This is a genomic window from Bacteroides sp. Phil13 (genome assembly GCF_001940965.1).
GTDB lineage: Bacteria > Bacteroidota > Bacteroidia > Bacteroidales > Bacteroidaceae > Bacteroides > Bacteroides intestinalis.
In genome coordinates this window covers 19,710-46,632 of record NZ_MSHA01000049.1, presented here as the reverse complement: position 1 = coordinate 46,632, position 26,923 = coordinate 19,710, and the positions used below count along the sequence as shown (strand labels likewise).

The 26,923-nt window shown below is 43.9% G+C and carries 13 protein-coding genes; 7 read left to right on the top strand and 6 right to left on the bottom strand.

From position 1 onward, the window contains the following. Positions 1-50: 50 nt before the first annotated feature. The 5 genes from BWI44_RS09020 to BWI44_RS09000 all read right to left on the bottom strand — a co-directional run bounded on the left by BWI44_RS09020 (position 51) and on the right by BWI44_RS09000 (position 5,382). Positions 51-569 (bottom strand): DinB family protein, encoded by a 519-nt coding sequence (locus BWI44_RS09020; RefSeq protein ID WP_195208604.1) that lies wholly within the window; start codon positions 567-569, stop codon positions 51-53. 60 nt (positions 570-629) lie between these two features. Continuing rightward, complete coding sequence (locus tag BWI44_RS09015; protein WP_286812994.1) at positions 630-1,310, bottom strand: RNA polymerase sigma factor; 681 nt, start codon at positions 1,308-1,310, stop codon at positions 630-632. Between the two features lie 577 nt (positions 1,311-1,887). Continuing rightward, a complete protein-coding gene (locus BWI44_RS09010; RefSeq protein ID WP_117692931.1) occupies positions 1,888-3,132 on the bottom strand; it encodes a S41 family peptidase in 1,245 nt (414 codons plus the stop codon). Positions 3,133-3,228: 96 nt separating this feature from the next. Continuing rightward, positions 3,229-4,314, bottom strand: a complete 1,086-nt coding sequence (locus BWI44_RS09005; RefSeq protein WP_044533258.1) for a hypothetical protein — start codon at positions 4,312-4,314, stop codon at positions 3,229-3,231. Positions 4,315-4,326: 12 nt separating this feature from the next. Further along, positions 4,327-5,382 carry a DNA adenine methylase gene (locus BWI44_RS09000; protein ID WP_044533257.1) on the bottom strand — a complete coding sequence of 352 codons (1,056 nt, stop codon included), beginning with the start codon at positions 5,380-5,382 and terminating at the stop codon, positions 4,327-4,329. A 304-nt stretch (positions 5,383-5,686) separates the two neighbouring features. On the opposite strand from BWI44_RS09000, the gene BWI44_RS08995 reads away from it, so the two are divergent. The 5 genes from BWI44_RS08995 to BWI44_RS08975 all read left to right on the top strand — a co-directional run bounded on the left by BWI44_RS08995 (position 5,687) and on the right by BWI44_RS08975 (position 17,566). Then, complete coding sequence (locus BWI44_RS08995) at positions 5,687-11,314, top strand: alpha-2-macroglobulin family protein (protein ID WP_229036092.1); 5,628 nt, start codon at positions 5,687-5,689, stop codon at positions 11,312-11,314. Between the two features lie 33 nt (positions 11,315-11,347). Then, entirely contained in the window at positions 11,348-12,799 is a 1,452-nt protein-coding gene (locus tag BWI44_RS08990; RefSeq protein WP_195208602.1) for a TlpA family protein disulfide reductase, read from the top strand. A 223-nt stretch (positions 12,800-13,022) separates the two neighbouring features. Further along, positions 13,023-13,448: a DUF3836 domain-containing protein gene (locus BWI44_RS08985; RefSeq protein WP_117692929.1), complete on the top strand. Its 426-nt coding sequence runs from the start codon at positions 13,023-13,025 to the stop codon at positions 13,446-13,448. Positions 13,449-14,177: 729 nt separating this feature from the next. Beyond that, positions 14,178-15,329: a hypothetical protein gene (locus BWI44_RS08980; protein WP_195208601.1), complete on the top strand. Its 1,152-nt coding sequence runs from the start codon at positions 14,178-14,180 to the stop codon at positions 15,327-15,329. Between the two features lie 35 nt (positions 15,330-15,364). Continuing rightward, a complete protein-coding gene (locus BWI44_RS08975) occupies positions 15,365-17,566 on the top strand; it encodes a suppressor of fused domain protein (RefSeq protein WP_195208600.1) in 2,202 nt (733 codons plus the stop codon). 84 nt (positions 17,567-17,650) lie between these two features. Here BWI44_RS08975 and BWI44_RS08970 read toward each other — a convergent pair whose 3' ends face one another. Continuing rightward, positions 17,651-19,219, bottom strand: a complete 1,569-nt coding sequence (locus tag BWI44_RS08970) for a glycoside hydrolase (RefSeq protein ID WP_195208599.1) — start codon at positions 19,217-19,219, stop codon at positions 17,651-17,653. A 190-nt stretch (positions 19,220-19,409) separates the two neighbouring features. On the opposite strand from BWI44_RS08970, the gene BWI44_RS08965 reads away from it, so the two are divergent. Further along, positions 19,410-23,450 carry a hybrid sensor histidine kinase/response regulator transcription factor gene (locus BWI44_RS08965; protein WP_286812991.1) on the top strand — a complete coding sequence of 1,347 codons (4,041 nt, stop codon included), beginning with the start codon at positions 19,410-19,412 and terminating at the stop codon, positions 23,448-23,450. 281 nt (positions 23,451-23,731) lie between these two features. Further along, entirely contained in the window at positions 23,732-26,923 is a 3,192-nt protein-coding gene (locus BWI44_RS08960) for a SusC/RagA family TonB-linked outer membrane protein (protein WP_195208597.1), read from the top strand.

The following is a 26,923-nucleotide window of genomic DNA, read 5'->3' as shown; positions in this document are numbered from 1 at the left end:
TATTCTATTGATTTATCCAAAAGAAAAACTGGCTCTTGAGGCTGATGCCATTACATCCATTTGATAGGATGCCCCAATGCCCGTTTTATCGCTTCCATCTCGGCACTGTGCCACATTTCATGCTTGAAGCACCAGGCAAGGGCTTCATACTTATTATTGGCAACCGGATGTTTGAAGGGAATAGGCTCTAAATCTTCTGATAAAATACGGTCGTCCAGGCGGGACAGGTTACTGATACATATCTCATGAACAGCGTCCAGTTGTTTTTTTAGCTCTGCCACAGGAAATAAATTCTTTTCGGTGGAGCGGTGCAATGTACCCATTCCATTGAAAACCTTTACGTAATCGACCATCGGAATAAGTTTGCTGACGGCTTCATTCCTCCCGGTGATGCAGGTAATGGCATGAAAGTTCTGACTGATAATCAGATGTCCGATTTGCCATGCGAAGTTGGAGTCAGTGCCTTCGGGGATGGTGTACCACAGATTTTCCGGAAGTTCCGATACTAAACGATTCACAAAATTCCGCGATTCAATAATCTGTTCTTTTAAAAAATCAATCTTGCTCATAATTAGTTTATTTAAGTTATACATAGTAGTTAGTGAGCAAGCTTTCCATTCTGTGACAGCTCAGGGAATAAATTTTTCCCAGTAGTTCTTTCTTGGAAGTTCCTTTTCGAGCCGTTGGTAAACGTCGACGAGGCAGATAATCTTCTTGATGGCGGTATATTCTTTCTCCAGATTGAGCGAGGTGACTTGCTTGCATATCCGGCATTTGCAGGTCCCCTGCGGGTTGTATAGCGGACAGGTGTCATTCATGAAGTGAGTAATCTTGCGGATGGAACGGGAGGAAATCTGACGGACGCTCTCTTCCGTTATGCCCATGATTTCACTGATTTGCTTATACGGCAGGTTGAGGTTTATTTTGAATATGAATATCAGCCGGGCATCGTTCGTCAGGCAATGGTTCTGGGCTGTCAGACACCAGTCGCAGCATGCTTTTATCCATTCCTGTTCGTTCCGGTCCTGCCCGTTATAATCAATGACGGGAAGTTCGCGAAATTCTCTCAACTCATTCATTGTGGCTATTCTTTCGTTCCGGGCATATCGCAGTATGGTGCGTTTGCATATTGTGTATATCCATGTCGATAACCCGGATTCCCCGTTGAACGAGTCTATGCTTTTGATGATTTCGTACCAGACTTCCTGAGCCGCTTCTTTAGCGATTTCCTTGTTTTGTATCATGCGGTGTGCTATGGAAGATACCATGACGCCATATTGTTCTACGATTTCCTTTAAGTCAGGTTGCATATTCTAAGGTATTGAGTTTGCGAATGTAGCTAATTTGTTTTATCCTGCCAAGGCCGGTAAATGCGGGCATCACTTTCGTTTTGACACTTTGCTTTTTATGCATAACGAGAATGCGATATTTCCGTCCCGATGTAAGGAAGAACGGAAAGAAACGAACGAAAATCAACATTTTGTTGATTGATAGCGTGATACATAAATATGTACAACTCTAATAAAAGAAAAACAGATGGTCTGTGCAGTGAATACAGATGGTTTGTCTCCCATCTATAGATGGTTTGTTTACGATCTATAGACCGTTCGTTTACGATCTATAGATTGTGTGCGTTACATCTATAGATTGTGCGCCTCAGATATATAGTTCCTTCGTGTAAGAAGTATAGTTCCTTGCATAGGTATTGCATATACTGCCTGCTTTATGCAAAAGGCGTGTATATATATTCTATAGATTGTACGAATGGATTCTGTTTCGGGTGTTTTCAGAAAGGTGTCTGTTAGTAAAAGTACTATTTTTGTAACTTTATGTTCGGAATAAAGTGTAATGTCTGACTTTAGGTGCGGTAATTTGGTCCGTAAATATTTATCCTTTTGTTATAAGTCTGCAGGTATATTTCAAAGCGGTGTCTTCATCGTTCATGAAATCGGAAATTGTTTGAGATACTTGATGATGGGGAGGAATTCCCATCCCTTCCATAGGAAACCCTTTTGGTGACAAATCCGGTTGACGGGTGGGTATTCGCAAATAAGTACCATGTTTTGTTCTGAATGTGCGAGGACCATTTCCTGTATCTCCTCCGGTGGCTTCACCGACAAGCGTTACGTTTCCGCTTTCTTTCATATCTATTGTGAAGCTTTCGGCGGCAGAGCAGGTGATAGTACTGGTCAGCAGATAGATTTTTCCTTTATAAGCATCTGCTTCGGGTTGCATTAGTTGACTGCTGACGCAATGCGGTTGCTCTTTCCGGATAAAATATTTGCAGATATCCCGTCCGTTGCCACTGTTGCCTCCTCCGTTTTGGCGGATGTCTATAATGAGATAGGGAAGGTCTTTTATTTGAGGATAAGCTACTTTGAAATCTTCCAGCACGGGGGACATCATGGTGTTGATGGCCAGATAGCCGATGCTGTCTTGCAAAACTTTGGTTTCTACGGTTACCTCTTTTTCATCAGAGAAGTAGTCTCTTCGTTTCAAGGGTAAAGAGATTGTCAGTGTATCGCCCTTTCTCAGTAACGTATAGTCTCGGAGGGTGTCGGCATAGCTGGTGAATGCGTAACGGGCTGATTTCAGATGCCTCCATGCGTCAGTTGACGACTCGGCATATTTTTCGTGCTGATTAATCCACTCTTTATAAGGAACTTTGCTGATGGCTATGATGCAGTCTTTATCCTTGAACCCGTGTTGTGCCAGATAGGCATTGGGCTTGTTGATGTATAAGGAATCTTGTATGAGGACCGGAAATTGTCTCGCCGTGTACGTCCTGAAGCAGGAAATGGCATGACTGCACTGTAAGGCGGAAATGTACTCTTGTACTGCCAATCCATAGTCTGTGGTGGTTTGTGCCTGGCGGACACGGGTGATGTATGTCTGGTATAATGAATCCATATTCAGATGTTTGGCTTGGTATAGTGAATAGTTTTCCATTACTATCTGGTGTATCTCCTCAAAATCAGCCTCAAACTGTGAAGGTTTCACAGGTATTTCCGAAAGATAGAAATACTCCGCTTGAGGTTCTTTGTTGTAAAAATGCTTGGCATAAATGCGTAATCCGCACCAGGCAACGGCGCATACGGCTATTACGATAAATGCAATTTTTAAATGTTTCATGCTCTATAGAATTTTGTTATACATATTCGGTTGTTTCTTTATGGTTATTCTCTTGAAAACAACCATAGCTACAAGACATTTCCGTGCAGGAAGGAATTATTTCACCACAAAGACTACATCTGCCAAACTCTTATAACGATCCTTTTTAAATGTAAAATTAACCTCTTTCAATGAGTTTGCATTAAAGTAATTCAGATAGTCATTAACTTTAGGTTCAATTAATGAAAAGGCGCGTTTCATTTTCCACGATTGGCTCATATCTGTCGTATCAACAAGAATTACAAACAATCTATTTTCTGCGCCAAATCGCATTTCTCCTTGATTGGCATATAACCATGTCATGAGTTCCATTGTATTTGCTTGTGCATCAGTTATAACATCTTTTCGTTTAGTCTTCAATTCGTCGAGAATGTCAGTGCGTCCTATCTCTGATAACTTTTCAGAAAGAGTATACATTTGTTGTGATTCGGATAAGGTATTATCCACTGTGATACCAACTTCCTTTGCTTTTTGTTTGAGCCACGTAAGTTCTTTCTTTCCAAGTTTATCTTTTAACTTTTCATCCATATATTGATTGGGAAAGAATGTGACTTTCAAGTCTATTGGATTATTGTCTATAAAAAAGTCTACACTTTTGATTTCTCCTACGGCCGAGATCACTTTTTCATGGCGTTTAAACAATGATTCTATAAGGTACGAAGTCCAATTGTTGTACCAGCTCGTTTGCACATAATGCCATGCATTGTCGGCTATCTCTGTTTGTTTACTTACCAAATCATCATAATTGCTGATGACTTTCACATATCTACTTACGAAGTGTTTATCCAACGAATTGTTTTGATCGCCACCCCAGGCATAATGTTGCACTTTATACAAATCTGCTTTGAGTTTGGCTTCGTCAATGCCCATGGCGTCATACCAATTATGACTTTTTACTTTCAGGTAGTCGTCAAGTAACTGCATTGCATTTGGCATACCTTCAAGTTTCCCAAACAGCTCAACATTCTGCTCTGCAATCTTGGTAGCGGCAAGGGTTATATTATTCTCAACAATAAATTGTTCAATCTGCTTGCTGCGACATACAGCACGTACCTTGAGCCATAGCAATCCGTTTATGTCATGATTAAAAGCATATAGATTTTGGGCTCTGAACTCCTTGTCCCATTTTTCAAAATTTGTCATAGCGTATAGAATCTATTTTGTTGTACATACCAAAAGTATTTCACTACTACCTGCTACGCTACCTTTCCCTCCACGTCCGGCACTATACGTCTTTCTTTCAATCCTTACATTACGATAAGGCTCAATCATACCTACCATGGTATCAATATCAGGATAACTCCGGTCATTGTAACTTATAAGCCAAGTGGGGATATGACGGGCGTGTTCAAACATCAGCCGAAGATTCGACAGAGCCTCGCTGTTCTTATCAAATCCGCTATATTTTTTCGGTTCATAACGCTTGGTTCCATTGATAAACTTCTTATCTTTCCAATATTCCACGTATGTTTCCAACAGATGATAAAATGACTGATAATCGGCATGGCTGTTGCAATATGGCGGATCGAAATACGCTAAGTCTATTTCGCTCAATTTGGGAAGCAAATCAAGAATGTTTTCATTGTAACTGACGTTCTCTCTGTTATTATCGAAAACGGCAGCATTATATTCTGGAAGTAGTTCCATAAACAGTTCTTTCAGAGGACGAATTAAACTACGGTTGCGTTTGACCCGAGCGGGGTCAGCAGCATATACCAAGGCTTGCGTATGAGCAAAATGCCCCATAGTAACCTTACGGGTTATGCTTCGGCACATTACAGCCAAAGCTAATGAACGTTTATACGGATTGTCTAAACGGTGTACATTACTACGAAAGCTATCAGCAAAAGCAGCCTCTTCCGGGACAAAAAATAAACCCGAAAACAACTTCTCTATCAGATTAAATTCTATCGGGTCACTGTTTTCAGAAAAGAGAATGTGTATGTCCCGTTCATTGAGAACATATCCCGGATTTTCAATTAGTGCTTTTCCTATCAAATTATTGAAGTTCAAAAAGTCGTTAGTCACAACCTTTTTACCCAATTGTTTAAGCATATATGCAATAGATTGCGAACCCGAGAATGCATCCAATACCGTATTAGCATCCTCAGGAATGAATTGTGCAATCCATCCTCGATGAATAAATTTTGCTCCTAAATATTGAGGTTCGGGGAACTTATAATCCAAATATCTTGTTTCTGCAAAAAGCATAATATATTCTTTTATTATGCAAAGTTACTCGTTTTTTACTAACATAAATGATGATTCTTCGAATTTCTTTTTGATTAACTATGAGTTCTCTCAATTTAGGAGGAAGACTATTTGTGGGACCGTAGTAAGGTTTTCAAGTATTCCTTCATTGAGACTGTAGTAAATTTCTTTGTTCGCTTTTGTGTGGACACATGTTATTGGCATTTGTTATGTTATTAAGTCTGAACAGCCTCGCTACCCTACGGATAAAAAATATATCTTTGTGAATGAACCTGTTAATTGTCGGACATTAATCAAAACACAGATGAAAAATATGTTTTATTGGGCTGGCATCATAAGCATTCTTATCTGCCTGCCGCTTCGGGTTTCCGCTCAGTCGTACGAACAAATGTGGAAACAGGTTGAAGCTCTGGAACAAAAGAAGTTACCTGAATCTGCAATCAAAGAAGTACAAAAGATTTACGAGCACGCCAAACAGGAGAAGAACATGCCTCAGATGATGAAAGCCCATCTGACAAAGGCATCCTTATCTATCGACGTCACCCCCGATAGTCTGGACCGTGAATTATCCGGACTGAAAACCTGGGTGGCGGAAGAAAAAGACCCGGTGTATAAAGCTATACTGAATCATCTGCTGGGATACTACACCCTCGATACCGGCAAGAGGGATGAGGCTGCCATAGACGCTGCCATTGCTTATTTCCGCCTTTCACTGCAAGATAAAGACCTGCTTTCACGGAAGTCCGCTGCGGATTACCGCCCGATGACTGTCAGCAAAGAGTTGAGCGGGAAGTATTGTGGCGACAATATGTATCAGTTGCTTGCCCGGCAGGCCATCTCACGGCTGAGTGGTTATTTCATTGTCAATCCCGTGTTAGCCGGGAAAATACAAACCGAGATATTGTCTATTTATGACGGGCTGATTGACTTCTACCAACAGCAAGGCATGACGGATGCCCGCCTATTGCTAATGCTCGATAAACTGAATTACCAAGGGAATGACATCAGTCGCGGCGGTGTAAATGAAAATCTGAGGCTGACCGACGAACAAGTAATAACCCTCCTGAAACAATGGGCCGAAGAGTTCTCCGCTTCCCCGCTTTGCGGAGAGGTATATTGCCAACTGGCAGAGCGCTACGACAGAATGCAGGATTATACCGCCAAACTGCATGCCGCCCAAACCGGACTTGAAAAATACCCCCAATCACCCTCTGTCAATGATTTGAAGGAACAAGTGGCAGAAGTGCTCACTCCCCGTCTGGTGGTAGAAATCCCCTTTGCCTATCCGGCAAGGGAAGTGGATTTGAAAGTAAAATATCGCAATCTGACTGGGCTGACCGTAGAACTTTACCGGATGAATCTGCCCGTCACAAGTAATATTCTGAAAGAGGAAATAACAGCTTCCACCGTAAGCCGATATGGCAAATTGGTCGGCACCCGTCATTACCAACTGGCAGCCACCCCGGATTATATGGAAACAGATACCTTGCTGCGTTATAAGTTTCCCACCGAAGGCATTTACATATTAAAATCTATTCCCGACGGCCATCGCAAGTATACAGCATACGGAAAAGCTTATGCTTCCTCCCTGCAAGCCATATTCTTGGGATTGCCCGGCGGAAAACAGGAAATCAATATTATCGACCGCCTGACGGGACATCCGGTGGCAGGCACGGAAGTAGCTTATTACCGTGTGTCGCAGAGAGAAGGTTATCGTTTGGTCAAGGCATACCCTGCAGATAGCAAAGGAACTGTTACCCTTACCCCGCCCGATGAAAGAAACTGGCTGGGAATAAACGTCCGTAAGCCGGGTGCCGATTATATGGAAATCAGCTATGCCGGTTTCTCGGGTGCGGGATATAATGTGCCTGCCTCCCGGAAGTGGGAAAAGCATGTTTCCCTCTTCACCGACCGCGCTTTATACCGTCCCGGGCAGGTGGTGCATGTTTCGGGGATAGCGTATGAGCAATCGGGTGATTCGATACGCGTCTTCTCAAGAGTCCGCAAGGATGTGGTGCTGCGGGATGCCAACCGGCAGGAGATTGGCAAACTATCTCTTGCTACAGACGAATTCGGGGCCTTTTACGGCGACTTTATGCTTCTCGAAACACTTCTCCCGGGAGAGTTTGAACTGTCGGTAGAAAGCGGTGAAAACCGTTATATCCGTGTGGATGAATACAAGCGCCCGACGTTTGATGTAGTCTTCCAGCCCTATCAGGCCACTTATAACGTGGGAGATACCGTATTAGTTAGCGGCGAAGCAAAAACATTTGCAGGCGCTCCGGTAGGATTGTGCAGACTCAATTATAAACTCACCCGTTCGGAGAATGAATTCTGGAGGATTTCGGACCATGAAACTGTCCTGGCAGTAGGTGAAGTGCAGACTGATGCAGCCGGTAACTTCCGCTTCCCGGTCTTTCTGCGCAAACCGGATGATTTCAAGCCCGACCGACCGGGGCGTTACTACACCTATAAAATAACGGCTGAGGTCATCAACCTGACCGGAGAGGTGGAAAGCGGTACTTTGTCGTTACCGGTAGGGCAACAGTCCGTAGCCTTGCAGATTAAAGGTCTGCGCCCAAAGGTGGCTCGCGAGAAACGGGAGTCCATACAGGTGCTGGCTATGAATCTAAACCGACAGCCCGTGACGCTTCAAGCCACTTGCGTGGTGTATGCTTTGGACGAAAAAGGAAACAAAGGCAATGAGGTATGCCGCCGTACAGTCGAAACCCGCCGGTCTTTTGTTCCCGACGATATACTGGCCCTTGCTCCGGGACGTTACACTATGGAAGTGTCAGCCCTCGACGGGCAGGGAAGAACCTGCACGGCAAGGCAGGATTTCATTCTCTTTTCGTTGGCAGACCGTCACCTGCCGGTACATTCACCGGAGTGGTTCTATCAGGATGGGACAGAGTTTAATGACGGGCATCCCGTCAGCCTGTATGTGGGCAGCAGTGAGAAAGATGTCTATCTGTTGTACGATGTCTTCTGTGGCGACAAGCGCATTGAATCCAAACGGATGGTTCTTAATAATGAAATCCGGCAGTTCACCTATCCCTATAAATCGGAATATGGAGATGGCATCACCGTGAACTTCGCCTTTATGCGCGAGGGCAAACTATACACCAAGCAAGTGCAGATAGCCCGTCCCCGCCCGGATAAGAGCCTGCAACTGAAATGGATAACTTTCCGTGATAAGTTGCAACCGGGAGGAAAGGAAGAATGGCGACTCCAAATCACGCATCCCGACAAGAAAGCGGCCGATGCGCAATTGCTTGCCACTCTTTATGACGCTTCCCTCGATAAACTGTACGTCAATGACTGGGCTTTCAACCTGAACTTTCCCCGTTCCACTCCCGGTGTCCGTGCAAACCTGATATTCTCAGGCCATTCCATCTGGATGTACAGCAACTTCCCCTATATGGGCAGCACTTTGCGCGGTCTTCGTTGGTGGGATGTGTATAGCACTCTGAATGCTCCGTTCTGGCGGGTTCCGCGTCCGGAGAACGGTTTTCGTGTAAAGCAGGATAGTAGGATGATGAAGTCCGCAGCTATCAGTCTTGATGCTGAAACCCCGCCCAATGACAGTTTTGAAGTGGAAGACGGAAACTCTGTTGTGGCGGTGCTCGAATCTTCTGATGCTGTGGCATTGGATGATGGTTCGCCATACGTTCCTCTCCGGCAGAACTTTGCAGAAACAGCTTTCTTCTATCCCGCCCTCCGTACGGATACGAGTGGAGTCGTAAGCCTGTCTTTCACCTTGCCCGAAAGCCTGACCGAATGGAAGTTCATGGCGCTTGCCCATACCCGGGGTATGGATTACGGGCAGATAACAGCCCGGGCAAAAGCTGTCAAGCTGTTTATGGTACAGCCTAATATGCCCCGTTTTATCCGTGTCAGCGATAAACCGGTCATCAGTACAGGAATAATCAACTTGTCGGAAGAAAACATCCGGGGAACAGCCCGAATGGAACTGGTTGACCCGCAAACAAACCGGGTTCTGTCAACCCGCGAACACGAATTCAGTGCGGCTGCCGGAGCAACCGTTTCCGTATCGTTTGATCTGGAAACCCCGGATGAAGCTACGGTCTGGATTTGCCGGATTATAGCTGAGGGAGGCAATTTCAGTGATGGCGAGCAGCGTTATCTTCCGGTTCTGTCTGATAAACAATGGGTGACTGAGGCAATACCCGTGCAATTGAACGGTGCGGAAAGTAAATCGGTTGCATTGGACGGCTTGTTCAATGACGGAAGCAAAACCGCTACCGACAAGCGCCTGACGGTGGAACTGACTGCCAATCCCGATTGGTATGCCATACAAGCTCTGCCCGTCATTGGCAATCCTTTGAATGAAGATGCCTTGTCGTGGGCAAGTACTTACTATGCCAATTCACTGTCCACAACCATTATCAATACCCATCCCCGCATCCGGCAGGTGTTCGAAAGCTGGAAAGCGCAGGGCGGTTCATCATCAGGCAATCTCAGTGATAAAGAAGACCTGAAAGATCTGCTGCTTAAAGAAACCCCCTGGCTGGCGGATGCCCTCAATGAGACGGAGCAGAAAAGAAGCATAGCGCTTCTGTTCGACCTGAACACAATGGGCAACCGTAATCAGGTTACAGCATCCCGTCTGGAAGCATTGCAACTCCCCAACGGCTCCTGGAGTTGGTATAAAGGAATGTCGGGCAACCGCTACGTCACCACTCGGATTGTAGAAATGCTGGCACGGCTCCGGACGATGGGCGTATCTGTCGCTCCGCTACAGGGAATGTACGAAAAGGCGGTGAATTATCTCCATACCCAATGGCTGGATGAATACAGGCAGATGAAGGAAAGTGAAAAGAAGGGCGATAAGGATAGATTGCCCGGCGAGCAATCCCTGCATTACCTGTATATCTGTGCTTTGGATGCGCAAGTTGCGAAGCGGGCCGATAAAACAGCTTACTCGTATATGATTGGCAAACTGGAGGCAGCCCCTCCGGCTGATGCCATTTATGACAGGGCGCTTATCGCTACCCTACTGCATAAAGCAGGTAAAACGACCAAAGCGAACGAACTTGCCCGCTCCATTCTGGAATATTCCGTTGCCACACCCGGGATGGGACGTTATTTCGATACTCCGAAAGCCCGCTACTCCCGAAACAGTTATAGAATTCCGACGCAAGTGGCCGCCATCGAAGCCTTGTCCGACATTCTGAAAGAACCGTTGGCGGTTGCCGAAATGAAGCAATGGTTGCTTAAACAGAAGCAAGTGCAGGCTTGGGACAATCCGGTAGCTACTGCCGATGCTGTGTATGCTTTTCTGGGTGGAGATGATAATCAGTTGGCAGAGAACAGCGCTATGAAAGCGGAAATATCCGGAACGGAAGTGGTGACTCCCGATGATGCATTAGGTTATGTCCGCCGTTCGTTCTCCGGCGATGAGGCTGAAACCCGGCAAATAGAAATAGCGCACACGGGTGCAGGAATAGGCTGGGGGGCTGTATATGCCCAATATCTGGAAGATATGGATCAATTGCAATCCGCAAAAGGTAACGGTTTGAAAATCACCCGTACTTATTATAGAGATGGCAAGGAAGTTTCTTCAAAAACAGATTTGCATGTGGGAGATGAACTTACCGTCCGGCTGACAGTGAAAGCAGACCGGGATATGGATTTCATTCAGATAAAAGATACGCGTGCCGCTTGCATGGAGCCAAAGGAGGCGTTGTCGGGATATCGCCATTCCGATGCTATCGGCTATTATCAGGTGATGCGTGATGCTTCTGCCGAATTCTTTATTGACAAACTAAGGAAGGGCATTATTCAGATAGAATACAAAGTCTATATAGATCGTCCGGGAACTTACCAGACCGGTATTGCTACCGTGCAATCGGCTTATGCACCCGAGTTTGGCGGACATACAAAGAGTCTGTCTGTAACGGTGCATTGAAATTATTATTCATTTATTAATCATAAAATGCGTATGAAGCATCTATGTTTACTGATTGCTTTTTTATCTTTCCTTAGCTGTAAGGCTCAGGAGGATAATGAAGATTTGGCAAAGGAGGTGATAATCTCGGGCCGTGTCTTGAATAGGGAGGTCTATCCGAAAGAAAAGGAGGTGACGCTTGTGATACCTTATCTGTCTGAGATGGAGACTGTTTACACTTCTCCCATAGCGGATGACGGTACTTTCAGTTTCCGTTTTAGTCCTTACGCTCCCGTTCGCGAAGTTGTTCTTCGCAATTATGCGGAGCACTTGTTTGTACATCCGGGCGATAGTCTGTTTGTAGAGATTGACTTCAGTAATTTGCTGTCTCCCAAGATTACGGGAACTTCCGGCGATCTGAACCAATATATGGCTCTTTTCACTTTAGGTGGATATTATCGTGGCCCTTATTATTGTAATCCAAGGAGTACTTTCGAAGAATTTGAAAAGGAATTGGGAGAAGAGCATACCAGCCGTTGGGAACGCCGTGCCGACTTCCTGAAGGAACATTCTCCGGGTGCCGAGGTTGAAGAATATACGGCGGATTTGCTGTGGATAGATTATTATAATGCACTCTTTAGATATGCTGCGTCACAGGCGTCGGAGGGTAAGGACGTTAGTCTGTATATGGCATTGATGTTAAAACTTAACCCTCTCTTTTCGGGGAAAACCGTTTTTGCCGGTCTGTTTCCGCTTGCTGAAACGGTGAATTTTTTCCTCTATTGCAATCATACTAGAAAAGAATATAGCGATTTTGAGTTAGCAGATCTTGTCGAGGACTGCAAGGATAATGCGATCCTTCCCTATTTATATCTCCAACACATGGCCGTTCCTTTATGTCACAACGATACGCTTTGTCTGGCTGATTACAGGCTTCAGTTCGACTCTATAGTGCAGGCTCCCCATTTGAGGCAACTCGTACTTGAATTATATGAGGATAAAGTGGATTATCTGAAAGCTCCTGAAAAGGTATCCCACCAGATGCTCTATGGCAATAATGCTGATGAGGCGGCTGCCAGGAAGGACATGCCGTTTATGATTCCCGTATATAATCTTCTGGAAAAGTATGCAGGCAAGGTGATTTATGTTGATTTCTGGGGAGTGATTTGTCCTCCTTGCCTGGCAGAAATGGAGCCTTTGAAGGAATTACGCAAGCGATATTCTCCCGATGATGTGGTAATGGTGAGTATCTGTGGAAGTAGAGACAGGGAGGCATACCATAAGGTTCTGGAGCGCTTCTCTCTACAGGGGAAGAATATTGAGTGCGTCTATTCGGAAGATTGGGCGACCTCCGATGACTATCACCGCATCATGAAGCATTGGGGCATGAATAGCATACCGCAATTCCTTCTGATTAATCGTAATGGGGTTATAGTGGATTATGGTACTGCATTGAGACCCAGTTATCCGAAGACGGTGGCAAAGATTGATGCCCTCTTGGAGTAAGGGGAGAATCGGGTAGGGGTAGGTATATTAGGCGATATAAATAATTTATTGTTCGCTTTTGTGCGGACACTTGTCCGTTTACGAACACTCTCTGAAAATGTATAATCGTTGATAATCAGTGTTTTATTGTTTTGGCACGGCAATTGACTATATATTGTCGAAGGCGGTTGCCAAAAACTTCCTTTCAAAAACAAGAAGTAATAACAATAAAAAAATAACGATTATGAAAACGAACTTAATTTCTAAAGCAGTGGTAATGATGGTAGTAGTAATAGCAAGCGTAATGAACTTCTCTGTAAGTGCAAGCAATCCTACCCAGTACGTAAAGAATGAAGAGATGACCGGTGAACTGATGACCGCAAAGACTATCTTCAAGAACGAAGACGGACGTCTTTTCCGCCATCTCCGTTACACCTACACTTACGATAACGAAAACCGCGTAATCAGCAAGGAAGCCTCCAAGTGGGACAGCGTAAAAGAAGCTTGGGTTCCTTACTTCAAAATGAATGTAGAATACAATAACAATGAAATTGCAGTAAACTACGCCCGTTGGAACTCCAAGAGCAACGCTTACGACAGCAATATCGAAAAGACTGTTTACGAACTGAACGATGCTAATGCTGCCTTGATGCTGGCAAGTACAAAATAAAGTTAGCGGGGCAGGAATTTCGGTGAAATTTTATCTGTTTTCTTTAATATAGAACATCCGGATTTTTAATCAATGTCAGAGAGATTGCAAAATATTGAAACAAGTGTCGCTAAAATGCTTTTTTTACTGACAAGCGCATCCTCGTAAAAGCAGAAAATAGAGAATTTACATCTAAATTAATGCATACAAATACGTTATTTCTGTATTCTATGTATAATTTATACGCTTTTTATACATTGAATCACTATTCTCAACATATAGGATCTATACATCCGGCATACAGTATCTATAGATGCAACACATCCGATATATAGATTGGATACAAGCAATCTATATATCGGACACAAGCCATCTGTATATCCGGCAGAAAGAGGCTGTTTCAGGCATTTTTAGGTGATACTTTCGCTTTTTTAGAGTTGTTGGTATTTTTGTATCGGCTTATCAATCTGCTGACTATGGATTTTCACTTGTGAATTTACGTTTTCCCTTCCTTCCGTACACAAAGAAAGCATTCTGAATATGCAAAAAAAACAAAATGTCAAAAGGGAAGAATGGTTTCTTTAAAAGAAACGCTTTTTCGCCTCTGTAAGTGCTCTGAGAGCATTTGTAGAGGTGAATTTATTTTTTTATTTCTGATTGTTATGTGAATGTTTTTGCTATTTAACTCTTATCATTATCTTTGGGGATGAGTGAGATTATATGAGTTGGTAACTTAAATGGCAATAAATAATGGATAAGACATTAAAAGAGAAAAATGATGCTTGGACAGATACTGACGAGCATACTGAGATTCCTTTCCGTAAACGTGTACAGAACTTCTGGAAATGGTTTACTGATAACGAAAAGAAACTGTCGCAGATCGTTGAGAACCGTGGGAAGTCGGATAGTGAAAATGCGGTGGAGTTTATCACGGCCGGAACAGATCTGATAAACGAAGAGGTACACTTCAATCTGGGCGGGAACTATGAATTTACTTTCTCTGTTGAAGGTCATTCTTCCCTGTTCTATCTCTATCCCTACGTTGTGTCGCAGTTGCCTGAGCAATTCAAGGACAAATGGCACTTCTTCCCTTTCAACCAAGGTACTGATTCGAGTTTCTCATTTGGCATGTATGGCGTAAGTGTGGCTATGGATCAGGTGAAGGTAGCCGTTACCTATCAGGAAGATATTAATGCTTTCAGCATCCGTTTTTATGAAAAAGACCTGTGTTCGCTGGAAGAAGCTCAAAGTTACAATGCCTATTATATCATGATGGAAATTATGCTGGGTGAGGGATTATCGTACCAGTATATTGCCGATGTGGAACGTGCCGACGCTCCGCTTGAAGACTCAATATCTCTTCCTGTGTTGAGGACATATATCGTAGATACTCTGAAAGCTCACGACAAGGAAGTGTTTGATAATCCGCAGCAAGTCTATACAAGCTATCGTTTTGAGCCACAGGAGAACGAAGAACTGCGTTTTGACGTGGTTGCAGGCAGTTCATGCTTCCAACCCTTGGTAGCTAATTATTATAACGGTTCTACTGAGTTGTTCGATCAACTGAACCGGTTCGGTGCACAGGCTGTGTTCATTGCCTTCCCGTTTGAGAACGAAAAGGAAGGAGATGCAAAGAAAGCCCTGGATTTCCGCTACGAACTGGAAGACCGCCTTTCAGAAGAACTGCTTTCTCCGGAAGGCTTGGGACTTTTATTAGGTGGTGCCGTTGGTACAGGTACGTGTTACATCGACCTTTTGCTATTCGATAAGCCGGCATTTATGGAAAAGATAATCCCTTTCCTGAAGGATTATCCTCAATATCGCTTCTATCTCTCCGATTTTCGTCAGGACTGCGATTTGCACAGGCTGTTTGAAACGGAGGACGACGAATCAGAGGATTAAATAATAAAATCGTTAATTATTAAGATATTACTATTATGAGTATAGGTTTCAGATTAACAGCAAAGTGCAAAAATATCTCTTCCTTTCAGGAATCTCTGGATGCGGTTGCAGCCCGGAACAATATATCTGCCAGCCATTCAGAGGACTATTCTGAGTTATCTCTTTGTCGTTTGGGAAATATATTCTTTAATTATGAACCGGAAGGAGATGAGATAGTCATTGCAGGCGATTGTCAGACTAATCTGCTGGGAGCGGGTTTTCACAAATACGCTACAGAAATTGCCTGTGAACTGATACGGCAAAGCGAACTTTCTTTTGAGGTGGAGGATGATACGGAGTATTACGAGCACAGAGACTTTGAGCGGATGCGTTCCGAGCATTTCTATCCATGGTTGAAGGCTATTATGAAACTTTGCTGCGAACGTATGGAGCAGGGATCTGATATGTCTGCCATCTGTTGGGACTACAATAAGTACATACCTCAGGGTGTGAAAGGAACAGTTGTTTCACCTTTCGGACGTATTAATCCTCATCATTTCATGGAGCGAATAGAAAACGAAGGCATTGAAACACTGGCAAATGAGTTTTTCATGTGGAATAATGAAGAACGTGATGCCCAGTTCTATCGAAATATTGCCTTGAGTGCCTTGTGGGAAGATTGTTATTTCATGCCTTCCGCCCGCAGTGATGCAGATGAGGAAATCAATGCCTTTATTATTGGGAATCTGGAGAAAGCTGTCGAAATGAATGATTCCCTTCCTTTCCCGAAAGAGGATTACCTGTTGCTTTGTCGTTTAGCGGAACAAGAACCGATAGATGTTTCTTTCTTGCCGGACTATGTGCATGAGTTCCCTATAGGCTACCATAAGGGAAAAGTAACGTATAAACTGGGGAATCTTAGTTTTGACCTTCCGGGCCATTACCTCTATTTTGAAGAAGAAGATTCCCGTGGTTATTATGATGGAGTAGATGAAAACTGGCATGTGGTGCGTACGTTGGCTTATTCCATTCCTGATGATGAGGTGAACTATCTGGAAGATAATGAAAATGTACTGGTTGAGGAGAAATTCTTCAATAACGGTAAATGCAGGCTTTACGACCTGGGTGGCGAAGAGGATGGAAGCGACAGTGAATATGTGTGCCAATGCCAGATTATCACCGAACATCAATTTACCCTTTTCACAATCTCGTGTGAAGGAAAAGAAGAAGCTATGGCTTTCTCTACAGACTTTGTCGAACATCTGACTGCAAGCAAGGAAGATAAGTATGACAAACTGCTCGAGCAGATAGAGCAATGGCATACGGATGATGAGGAGCAGAAGATAGTGGATGCCATTCTGGCAATTCCCGAAGAAGAGTGGAATGCAGAGTTAATAGGTCTTCTGGCACGCGCTTATAATAATCAGGAAGAGTATCTCAAGGCTATTGATTGCCTTCTTACTGTAGAAGAAGAAGATAAAGACGCACTTTGGTTCTATCGTCTGGGATATGCTTATTATTATATGAATCAGTTGGAAAAGGCACAGAAGGCTTTTGAACGTTCTCTGGAGTTGGATCCGGATGATGACGATGTGAAGGAATTCATTGATTTGTGTAAAAGCGGAGAATCGCCCTATGATCCTGAAATGTATGATCCTGAAGAGATGGATGCCCTTGAAGCTCATATCGACAAGTATTTCGGTAAATCGAAGAATGTCTTCCATGAGATAGCCTCACCCGATATTCATGTGGATATCTATATTATCGAACCCACGCGTAAGAGGAATTACTATACGTTGATTACCAGTGGTATGGGCGCTCATCGGATGAATGTTCCCCAGGAACTGGCGGAGTATAAATTGGAGCGTGCGGAGCTGGTGATATACCTTCCTGCCGATTGGAATGTGTATGACCATTCGGAAAAGAATTATTGGCCGTTGCGTTGGTTGAAGATACTTGCCCGCCTGCCGATAGGAGAAGACTCCTGGCTGGGTTGGGGGCATACAGTGCCGAATGGTGAACCGTTTGCCGAAAACACCCGCTTCTCCGGTGTGATGCTGATTAATCCTGAAAATGTGAAGAAAGGTGCGGATGTTTGCCAGTTACCCAATGGTGAGGAGGTGAACTTTTATCAGGTAATTCCGCTGTATGAAGAGGAAATGAATTTTAAAGTTACCCATAATGCGGAAACGTTATTAGGTAAAATGGATAACGTAAGCCCGGTAGTCGATATTTATCGCGCGAGTGTTTGCGAGTAAAGCTACAGAGCTACAAGTTACAAGCTACAAGTGGCTGCGCTGTCATGCCGAAAGGTACTTGTAGCTTGTAACTTGTAGCTCTTCTCAATCCCCGGAAACGAAAGTAGTGACAGAACGTGCAGGGATAACTGCCAGTTGTTTCTTGTTCAGCTTTTTAATGGGCAGCAAGTCTTCACCTGGTGTATCGGATGTACGGTAACCTTGCCATGACTTGACTTTCGGGTCATTCACACGTAACGTGCACTCTTGCTCCTGATCAGCATAGTTGATGACTACCATCACCCATTGCCCGTTCGTGTTTCTATAGGCGGAACACATAAGACCTTTCTGGTTGGTATCTCCTTCAGGAACAATCTGTCCGGACTTATCAGTTGCCGTAATAGCCATGCGTACAGCGCCTGGGCGGATGAAACGGCTGTAGTTTCCTAAGATCCACATCAATTTAGAGTCTTCTACTCTTCCATCCTGCAAATCCGGATTCGTGTATTCACGTATCAATCCATCTTTGTAGTCACCGCCTATGGCTCGCCACCATTGCCAACTACGCGCCCCTGCGTAAACAATATCGTGGTGAATGATACGTGCTACATAAAGCGCTGTTTTCATGGTACGGTCAAATCCTCCACCACCACCAATTTCTTCGTCATTTCCCATGATGCAGGTTTCCGTTTGCCAGAAGTCAACCTTGTATTTATCTAATGTATCACGCAATTGGCGACGGTAATCTCTCAGGCTATTGAGCGGTGTATTTGTCCAGTAACTATGTCCTGCGATGAGGCGCGATACGTTCGGGGTATTTCCCAGATAAGTATCTACACTGTCCGGTGAGAAGAAAGACTGTATTTCGTATCCGCGCTCGTGATTAGTCATGTGGGTAGAGAACATACAACGGTAATCCGATGATTCACAGATGGTGATTTCTGTGTCAATCCCTTCCTTTACGAATTCTCTACTGATGAGGCGTACGGCACGTGCTATCTCTTTTTTGGTGGCTGGGGTACCTTCCTGTTTCGGACCTATCCAGTTCCAGTGACCATCCGGTTCATTGAAAGGCGAAAGGTAATCGAACTTGATGCCATCCTTCTCCTCCACTCCTTTTATCACATTTGCCAGGAAGCGGGCGAAGTCTTCATAATGTTCATCTTTCAAGTTAAGTGTACCGTCGCGTCCGGTATTGGTAGCAAGTCCGTTTTGGGTGAAGTAGACAGGAGGAGAGTTAAGAAATGCCAGGAATTTATTGACTCCCCGTTCTTTTGCCAACCGCAGGAAATTGCGCTGGCCTTGCTGCTTGTCCCAGTTATAACTTCCGTCCGGCTGTAAGAAGCATTCGGTGCGCATCCAGGGAGAACCTATCTGGCTGTCTTCTCCTTGTTCCGTACTTCCCGCACCTACATTGAAGCGCCACAAGGAAAGCCCGATTCCTTTGGGCTTTCCGTTAGCATCATTTTCTGTACTGAATAACCAGTCTGCCACCTGGTTTTGCTTCTCCTGGGGCCATTTGCCTATGATGTGCATGCTCCAGGCATCCGAAGCACTGAAATGCTCCATGACTTGCAGTGGCTGTTCCGGGCATATTTCAAAATGACTTGCAGATTGCGCGAAGGTGACATAACAGATAATTAATAGGACCGTTGTTATAACTAATTTCTTCATTGATTAGAGTTTTGATGGTAAAGTGCTATTATTAACTTCGCAAATATAGAGAATGTAAGGAATAAGAATATGGTATAAATCGTGCAAACAAGGGTGTGAAATCTTTCAATACGTAGTTTATATACTTCGGAATATAGATTTTATTCTTACTTTTGAGTCGGACAACCGAACATGTGTAGTTTTTAATATTATGAAAAATAAGAATCTTTTTATAGTTTTATTGTTGTTATTTCCCTATTGGGTATGGGCACAATCTTATTCGGTGAAACGTTTAGATGCCATTGAAGGGTTGACCAGCAATTATGTTTTGAGCATAGCCCAAGACAAACAGGGATTTCTATGGTTTGCAACGGAAGAGGGGTTAAATAAGTTTGATGGTATTCGTTTTGTACCTTACTATAAAGGTGCTCCCGGTAAGCTGAGCATCACCGGCAATGAATTGAACTATCTGCTCGATGATCCTGTAGATTCTGTTTTGTGGATTGCTACGCAACGTGCCGGACTGAATGCCTATAATTATGGCAATAATACCTTTACGGCTTATAAATATGATTCGAAAGATCCGAACAGCCTAGCTACAAATGACGTCACCAGCGTGAAGCCGGCTTCTGATGGTAATTTATGGATTACTACTTACTGGAATGGAGTTGATTATCTGGATAAGAAAACCGGGCATTTCATACATTATAATATGAAGACGGTTCCGGGTATGGTTAGTAACAATATCTGGTCGGTGGCTGATAATGGGGACGGGAAGTTATATATAGGCCATGTTTTTGATGGATTCAGCGTCCTCTCCATAAAAGATAGGAAAATAAAAAACTTCAGGCATAATCCTGCTGATCCTAAAAGTCTGCCCAGTGATGGAGTGATGTGTGTATATGCCGATAAAGATGGCAATATATGGGTAGGAACAGGCGGTGGTTTGGCTTTATTCGATCCGGAAGAAGAAACTTTTATTCTCTTTAAAGACCCGGAAAAAGAGGTTCAGTATAGGATTTTCGACATCAAGCAAATGAAGGATAATAAACTTTGGATGGCAACGGAATTCGGAGGAATTGCTATCCTGGATTTGTCCCAACGTTTGTATCTATCATCAGAACCGATACACTTCCAGTATATAGAGGAGGGGGCTGATGAACATAGTCTGTCGAGTTCCAGCGTGCGTTTTCTTTTCCAAGATTCTTTCAGTAATGTGTGGGCTGGTACGTGGGGAGGAGGTATCAGCTTCCTGAATCATGAATCTTCTTTATTTAATCGTTATAATTTTTCTCCTATCCCGACGGATACAAAGAGTCTTACCGGTAAGATGATCAGTAGCATTTGTGCCGATCATGAAGACAAACTGTGGATAGGGACAGAAAAGGGAGATCTTAATGTATTTGAGAAGGGTAGAAGGATAGCCGTGTATGGGAGAGAGGATGGCATACTTAATGGCAACCCCGTGCAGTCGTCTCTGTGCGATTCAAAAGGTAATCTGTGGTTCGGATTATTTTTCGGAGGAATATGTCATTATGATGCAACCCGAAAAAAAATCCGGCAACTTTTCTCCCAGGATATGGCTATGACCGATGTTCGTGCTTTTTATGAAGATAAAGATCACGTAGTATGGATTGGCACTTCCACAGGAATGTATAAGGCCGACCTCAACGGAGCCATTTCGCCGGAGCATTATTTGGATGAACAGGTGCGCTGTATCTTTAGAGATGAGCAAGGCAACTTCTGGGTGGGTACTTTTGGCGGGGGACTGTTTTTATACTCACCTGCTTTTGAAACCATAAAACGCTTTTACGTAGCCGAACAGTTCCCCTCGAATACAATCAATGATATCTATCAGGATAGCCGGAAGCGAATCTGGATAGCTACCGGCGAGGGGTTGGTGTGTTTTCCGTCTTCCAAGGAGTGGAACTATCATGTTTACGGGCGCGAGGTTGGATTGTGGAATACGCATATAAGGTCTGTTCTGGAAGATGCTTCGGGTAATATCTGGCTCAGTACTAACAAGGGGGTCAGTTGCTATGTGGATCAACAAGGTAGTTTTTATAATTACGGTTATGGTGATAATGTTCCTATTGCAGGCTTCCTGAGCAACAGTGTGACATCTGATGATGAAGGCAGAATTTATTTTGGCTCGCTTAACGGGGTTTGCTACTTTAATCCCGGAGAGGTACTTGCCAAACACGAAGCTCCTCCGGCAGTCATGACTGAAATGAGGATATTCGAACCTTTGGGCGACTGGGAAAGCCGTGAAGAAATACTTACGCTTGATAAATCCTCTTCTGTGGAACTGAATTATATGCAGAATACTTTTAGTGTTTCCTTCAATATCCAGAATTATGCATTGACTAATCAGGTGGAGTATGCTTATATGCTAAAAGGGCTTGAGGACTCTTGGTACACGGTGAAAGACCCCAATAATATGACTTTCCGTAACGTACCGCCCGGTGATTATTCTTTTTTAGTGAAGACACGAATGAGAAATCAGGAGTGGTCGGATAAGGTGACAGCTTTGCATATCCGCATCAATCCTCCTTTGTGGCTGACGTGGTGGGCAAAGACATTTTATGTCCTTGTCAGCCTGTTTATTATATTCTTCATATTCTATATCTATAAGCGGCGACTTGATATGGAGGTGCTGTATGATATGGAGAAGAAAAACCATGAGCGGGAGTTGGACTTGAATCAGGAACGCTTACGTTTCTATACCAATATCACACATGAACTCCGTACACCGCTTACGCTGATATTGGGGCCATTGGAAGATATGCTGAAAAGTAATTCGCTTTCTAATAAGGATGCCCAGAAAATATCTGTGATTCACCAGAGCGCCATTCGCTTGCTGAACTTGATAAACCAGATACTCGAATTCAGAAAGACTGAAACACAGAATAAGAAGTTATGTGTGAGCCGTGATAACATAGCTAATCTGGTGTACGAAATAGGTTTTAAATATAAGGAGCTCAACCGCAATCCAGAGATTGAGTTTTGCATTGAAGTGGAAAGCGAGGACATGCCTTTATTCTACGATAGGGAAGTGGTTACGATTATATTGGATAACCTGATTTCCAATGCAATCAAATATACTGAAAAGGGGACCGTTACATTAACGGTGCATAGGGTGGTGTCTGATAACATTAATTATACTGAGATAAAAGTACATGATACAGGTTATGGCATTGCTCCCGACTCCTTGCCTTATATTTTCGACCGCTACTATCAGGAAGGAAGCGAACATCAGGCTTCCGGTACAGGTATTGGCCTGGCGCTGGTGTATAATCTGGTAGTGTTGCACGAAGGGGAGATAAACGTAGAAAGTGACCTGAATGTGGGAAGTGTTTTCTGCTTTAGGTTATTGACGGACAACACCTACCCCCATGTCATGCATCAGGATTCTCCGGAGGAAACAGAAAACAAGAAAGAAGAGATAGAAGAAATCCTTGATACGGAATCCGGAGAAAAACGTATCTTATTGGTAGTAGAAGACAATCAGGATATCCTTAATTATATTGTTGAATCTTTTTCGGATGATTTTGATGTGAAGACAGCGGTAAACGGTAAGCAGGGTATGGAGCAAGCTTTGCATTGTATTCCTGACATCATTGTGAGTGATATTATGATGCCTGTCATGAACGGGATAGCTATGTGTCAGAAGTTGAAAGAAGATGCATGCACTAGTCATATTCCTATTATTTTGTTGACAGCCAAAGACTCTTTGCAGGATAAGGAAGAAGGATATCAGGCAGGGGCAGATTCTTATCTGACGAAGCCTTTCAGTGCCACTTTGTTGCATAGCCGCATAAATAATATATTGGAATCCCGTAAACGGCTCGCAGAGCGTATTAATACTTCGGCACCTCGCCAGGACTTGGATGAAAAACGTGCTCGCCTAGCAGAATCCATGAACAAACTGGATAATGAGTTCCTGGAGAAGATTAATCAGTTGATAGAAGCGCGTTTGTCATCCGAGAAAGTGGACATTGGCTATTTGGCCGACAATATGTGCATGAGTAAATCTACGCTTTACCGCAAGGTGAAGGCTTTGACCGGGCTTTCTACCAATGAATATGTCCGCAAGATAAAAATGCACTATGCCGAGCACCTGTTGCTGGAAGGCAGATATAGCATATCCGAAGCTGCTTTCAAGGTAGGAATAAACAGTATGATGTACTTCCGCCAATGCTTCAAAGAGGAGTTCGGAGTGCTTCCTTCTGAATACCTTAAGCAGCTTTAGAACTTGCCTGCGATATAAATTATTCAATGAACGTATACAGATTATTCAGTAAAGGGTAAAAAGTACACTTATTTTGCCAGTGAATGATATGTACTCCTTTATTGCATGTTTTATACACATAACAATATTATAATAATCTTTAGCTTTGTAACCGTTAACTAACTAAATAAATATAAAAATGCCTATGGAAACATGACTCTATTCTTTCTACTATTGAACTTAAGTTTATGAACTTAACAGTCGATTATTTTTATTTTGAAAACCTATTTAGTAATTGTATTATGAAGAACAAACTTTATTCAAAAGTTAGGGCTGACGTTCTGAAACAGCTCTACAGCCGATTTTTGTTGATTTCTGTCGTTGCATTTCTGGGAGTATTCTCGGTGAATGCGCAGAATTTGAATGTTAAAGGTAAGGTGTTTGACAAGAACACCCGGGAACCCCTTATCGGAGTAACCGTGTTGGAAAAAGGTGCTGGTACCAGCAACGGTACAATCACTGCCCTCGACGGTGACTTTTCAATATCCGTGAAACCCGATGCTGTTTTAGTTATATCTTATATTGGTTATGTAACGCAGGAAATACCTGTAAATGGCAAGACGAATATCGAAGTGCTGCTGAGTGAAGACTCCAAAGTACTGGATGAAGTAGTCGTAGTGGGATACGGCTCACAGTCCAAGCGGAAAGTGACTACGGCTATTAGTAATGTGACTTCGGAAGACCTTCTACGCTCCTCTTCCACCACTACTGCCGGTGCATTGAGCGGTAAGATGGCGGGTGTGTCAACCCGTGCACTGGATGCACGTCCGGGTAGAGGTATTAACGTCGAGATACGTAATATGGGAAAACCCTTGTACGTAATCGACGGTATTCCTTATGGTGGCGATGCCAGCAGAAGTTGGGTGGGTACTTCACATGTATCCGGTGAAGATGCTTTCAATGCCTTGAGTTTGGAGGATATTGAAAGTATATCTGTGTTGAAAGATGCCTCAGCTTCCATCTATGGATTGCGGGCAGCAAACGGCGTTGTGTTGGTGACTACTAAAAAGGGTACCAAAGACGATAAGGTAAAGGTGAACCTGAATGGCTATTACGGCTGGCAGAACCTGACCCGCTTCCCCGAACTTGCAAGTGCGCCTCAGTATGTAAGAGGTCTGTTGGAATCGGAACAGAATGCAGGCAAGGACCCCAGCAGCCTTTACTCTAAAGAGGAATATGCGAAGTGGCAGGCTGGTACGGAACCCGGATACAAGAGCTATGACTATTACGACATCATCATGCGTAAGAATGTGCCGCAATCCAATATCAATGCCAACATTACCGGTGGTTCTGCACGATCCAATTACTATATCTCCCTGACTAACACCAAGCAGGAAGCCATGATGAAGGACTTCGACTATTCCAGAACGAATCTTCAGGTAAACCTGGAAACGAAGGTGACAAAAAGACTTACCGTAGGTGTACAGGCCAGCGGCCGTTTTGAGAAAACAAGAGATGTGGGACTTCCCGGCGGTGATGGATATTTCTCATCCATCCTTTCCATGTTCAGTAGTCTTCCTACTCATGGGCCGTATGCCAACGATAATCCGGAGTATATGAATAATATCCCCAACCGTCCTGACTTGAACCCGGCTTTGTTCCGCAGAGACATTGCAGGATATAAGGATAATATGACCAAGAACTTCAACGGCAACCTTTATGCAGAATATAAGTTCGATTTCGGTTTGTCGGCCAAGTTTACGTACTCGTACAACTATACGCATCTTGACTTTGACGGATTCCAATACTCGTACGACCTGTACAACTATGACCGAGTGAATGATGTGTATATAGCACAAGGAGGACAAAGCGCCAGATGGAGACTGGAAGAGCAGACCGATGCCGTGGCACGCTATGGTCAATTTATGCTGAACTATACAAAGAGCTTCGGCGACCACAATCTGACGGCTGTTTTTGCTTACGAGAGGTCGGACTATGACCGTGCCAATAGATGGTCGAATACGGCACCTACCAATAACTACATCCCCTTGAAGACTTTGTCGGAACTTACCGATTATGGTGATGGCTGGACTTACCAGGCAAGGTCGGGATATATCGGTCGTTTGAATTATAGCTATAAGGACAAATACATGCTTGAGCTGCTTGCTCGCTACGATGCTTCCTATCTCTATGCTCCCGGCAAGCGTTGGGGTTTCTTCCCCGGAGTATCTGCCGGATGGCGTATTTCGGATGAGGCATTCTTTGCTCCTCTGAAAGATGCGGTTAACGACTTGAAATTGAGAGTTTCTGTGGGACAGACAGGTAGCGAAGCAGGTGTAGGTATGTTCGGTTATCTGAGCGGATACAACTTTAACAAGGGCGGTGCTGTGCTGGACGGTAAATATGTGATTGGCGTACAGCCGGGTGGTATGCCTGTGACCGATTTGTCATGGGAAAAGAATACCACTTATGATGTCGGTGTGGACATGAAATTCCTAGATAACAGACTTTCTCTTTCTTTCGACCTATTTAAAAAGGTTATCTCCGGAAGACCTGCCGCCCGTTACGATATTCTTCTGCCGAGCGAAGTAGGGTATTCTCTTCCCAATGAGAACCTTAACAAGGACGAATACAGAGGTATGGAAGGTATGATTAGCTATGCTGACAACGTGGGCGAGCTGGAATATAATGTAAGCGCCAACTTTACCTACTCACGTTTCAGAAACGTGGAAACCTATAAACCCCGTTTCGGTAACTCATGGAATGAATACCGTAATTCTATTGAAGACCGCTGGGGCGGCGTATGGTGGGGATACCAGGTAATCGGCCAGTTTCAGTCGGAAGAAGAAATCAGAAACTATCCTATCAATAACGATGGAGAGAACAACAGAACGCAACTTCCGGGTGACTTGATTTATAAGGATGTGAATGGTGACGGTATCATCAACTCGATGGACGAAAGACCTATTGGATACCCTACAGGATGGTCGCCTATGCTGAGCTTTGGTGGAAACATAGGCTTGCGCTGGAAAGGTATCGACCTGAATATGGACTTCGCCGGTGGCGGTATGCAGTCATGGTGTCAGGACTATGAGTTGAGAAATCCCTTCCATGCAGGTGGAAACTCTCCGGCATTTATCCTGGAAGACAGATGGCACCGTGCCGACCCATACAATCCGGACAGCGAATGGATTTCGGGCAAATACCCGGCTATCAGAAAAGGTACCAGCGTAAACAACGGTAAAAACAGTGACTTCTGGTTGCACGATGTACGCTTCCTCCGTCTCAAGAACGTGGAATTGGGATATAGCTTGCCTAAAGAGCTTATCAGCAAAATCAATGTGCAGAGACTGCGTCTGTATGTAAGTGCTTCCAACTTGTTCTCCATCGATAACGTGGGAGAGTACGAGATTGACCCCGAAATCGAGGCAAGAGCTGCTGTGGTATATCCGCAACAAAGGACTATTATGGTAGGATTCAACGTAACCTTTTAA